Annotated in this window: 3 protein-coding genes and 1 pseudogene; 3 read left to right on the top strand and 1 reads right to left on the bottom strand. The window is 64.6% G+C overall.

Annotated features, from left to right (window positions below):
- On the bottom strand, positions 1 to 544 hold a 544-nt coding region (locus QM600_RS29305; RefSeq protein WP_283265276.1), incomplete at its 3' end, for an enoyl-CoA hydratase-related protein.
- Positions 545 to 627: 83 nt separating this feature from the next.
- Here QM600_RS29305 and QM600_RS29300 point away from each other — a divergent pair.
- The 3 genes and pseudogenes from QM600_RS29300 to QM600_RS30060 all read left to right on the top strand — a co-directional run.
- Positions 628 to 1,272 carry a PaaI family thioesterase gene (locus QM600_RS29300; RefSeq protein ID WP_283265275.1) on the top strand — a complete coding sequence of 215 codons (645 nt, stop codon included), beginning with the start codon at positions 628 to 630 and terminating at the stop codon, positions 1,270 to 1,272.
- A gap of 1 nt (position 1,273) precedes the next feature.
- Entirely contained in the window at positions 1,274 to 2,269 is a 996-nt protein-coding gene (locus QM600_RS29295) for an o-succinylbenzoate synthase (protein ID WP_283265274.1), read from the top strand.
- Between the two features lie 48 nt (positions 2,270 to 2,317).
- Positions 2,318 to 2,420, top strand: a pseudogene (locus QM600_RS30060) (DUF6918 family protein); the annotation flags it as partial.

The following is a 2,420-nucleotide window of genomic DNA, read 5'->3' as shown; positions in this document are numbered from 1 at the left end:
AGGCGCTGCCGTAGCCGCCGTCGAAGCTTCCGACGTCGGCGTCGGTCTGCTTGAAGCGTGCGTGTTCACGGCTCGCGAGAGTGAGATCGCAGACGACGTGGAGGCTGTGGCCACCGCCGGCGGCCCAACCGTTGACGAGGCAGATGACAACCTTCGGCATGAAGCGGATCAGACGCTGGACCTCGAGGATATGGAGACGACCGGCGCGAGCCTTGTCGACGGTATCCGCCGTGTCACCTTCCGCATACTGGTAGCCGCTGCGGCCACGGATGCGCTGGTCGCCGCCGGAGCAGAAGGCCCAGCCGCCGTCCTTCTCGCTGGGACCATTGCCGGTGAGCAGCACTGCGCCGACGTCGGACGTCATGCGGGCGTGATCGAGTGCTCGGTACAGCTCGTCGACGGTGTGAGGGCGGAAGGCATTCCGTACCTCGGGGCGGTCGAAGGCAACGCGAACGGTGCCTTGACTGACATGCCGGTGGTACGTGATGTCGGTGAGATTCTCGAATCCGGGAACGGGGCGCCAGAGCTGCGGGTTGAAGGTCACCTCAGCAACCATAGAGGCAGACTCGGCGGCAATAACGGATACCTGGAGTAGAACTTGTTCTCGGGCGCGCTAACGTGCAGGTCATGAGCGAACACACAGCAGAGGATACGGAGATCGTCGGAGACGACGAGGGTCGGGGTGGATTCCCGATGTTCCGACACACTCCCGCAGGTCCGGACTTCGGGCGTTTCGTCGAGGCGATGCGACGGCTTCAGGACCTGGCAGTGTCCACGAACGTGCCCGATGACGTGCTTGCCGAGATCGCCACCCAGGCCGAGGAACTGGCAGATCGCCTGACGCCGTACGAGGTTCCCGAAGGTTCGTCGCCTGCTGGGTCGAACATCCAGCTGCCGGGCCGCGGCAGTCTCCTCATGCTGCCGTGGATGGTCGAGAAGTTCGACAACGGAGTTGTTCGCAGTACCGGCGTGTTCCGGCGCTACCACCTGGGCGGCAACGGGGCAGCTCACGGCGGCGTCTTGCCACTGCTGTTCGACGACATCTTCGGAATGACCGTCCACGCGGGCGGCCGTCCGATCTCCCGAACCGGCTACCTCCACATCAACTACCGCGCGATCACTCCGCTGAACACGCAACTGGTGATCGAGGGAAAGGTGGACCGAGTGGAAGGCCGCAAGACATTCGTCAGCGCGCGTCTGACCGACCTCGACGGGAAGCTCCTGGCGGACGGTGAGGCGCTCATGATCGAACTCCTGCCTGGGCAACCCTGACATGCTCCCGTCGTTCGATGACCTGATTGCCGATGCCGTCGTGGTTGCTCTGCCCATGCGCGTGCGCTTTCGGGGGATCACGACGCGTGAGGCACTGCTTCTTCGTGGCCCGGCCGGATGGGGCGAGTTCGCGCCGTTTGTCGAGTACGACGACGAGGAGGCAGCCCACTGGCTGCGAGCGGGGATCGAGGCGGCGTGGTTGGGTCCGCCGCCGGCGCTCCGCACTTCGGTCCCGGTCAACGCGACGGTTCCCGCGATCGACGCGTCTGCGGTACCGGAACTTCTGGAGCGTTTCCCCGGCTCTCTCACGGCCAAGATCAAGGTCGCCGAAAAAAGTCAGTCCTTGGCGGACGACATTGCCCGGGTGAACGCCGTTCGTCGACACATCCCGAACGTGCGCGTCGACGCCAACGGTGGTTGGAGCGTCGACGAGGCTGTTACTGCGTTGCGGGCGCTGACCGAAGACGGAGATCTCGAGTACGCGGAGCAGCCGTGTGCGAGCGTCGAAGAACTGGTCCGGGTACGCGCTGCGGGAACCGGCGTGCGGATCGCTGCGGACGAGAGCATCAGGCGCGCCGAAGATCCGCTGCGGGTGGTGCGCGCCGGGGGAGCCGATGTGGCAGTGGTGAAGGTGCCCCCGCTGGGCGGTATGCGGGCCGTGGTGGCGCTCTCGGCGCAGCTAGCGGAGTACGGAGTACCGGTAGTGGTCTCCAGTGCGCTCGACACGGCTGTCGGGATGTCTGCAGGGTTGGCTGCTGCGGCGGCTTTGCCGGACTTGCCTTTTGCGTGTGGACTCGGCACCGGCGGTTTGTTCGTCCGGGATGTCGCGGTTACCGGAAAAGCAATCGAGGGTGCTTTGTCTGTAGGTGTGGTCGAGCCTGACCCGGCACTGCTCGAGGCGTTGGCCGCGACGCCGGATCGCCGCGACTGGTGGCTCGACAGAGTTCGCCGGTGCCATCGGATACTCGGTAACCGCGACGAGCTCGATTTCGTATAGTCTCGGGCCCGACCTGATGAACATCAGTGCAGAATGAAGGGATCGAAAGTGGTTGTAGCTCTGAACGAAACCTTGCTTCAGGAATCACGTCTTCCGGCGGTCGTCGCGGACGTGCAGACCTTGATCGACGCAGAGGTTTCGGATAAGTCGG

It is taken from the genome of Rhodococcus sp. IEGM 1379 (assembly GCF_030056815.1).
Lineage (GTDB): Bacteria > Actinomycetota > Actinomycetes > Mycobacteriales > Mycobacteriaceae > Rhodococcus_F.
Note: the sequence above shows the minus strand (reverse complement) of the source record. Positions and strands in the feature narration are given on the sequence as shown.

Bases quoted from the DNA above. Each gene is read 5' to 3' on its own strand.
- QM600_RS29300 (WP_283265275.1), top strand. From the start codon at position 628: ATGAGCGAACACACAGCAGAGGATACGGAGATCGTCGGAGACGACGAG.
- QM600_RS29295 (WP_283265274.1), top strand. From the start codon at position 1,274: ATGCTCCCGTCGTTCGATGACCTGATTGCCGATGCCGTCGTGGTTGCT.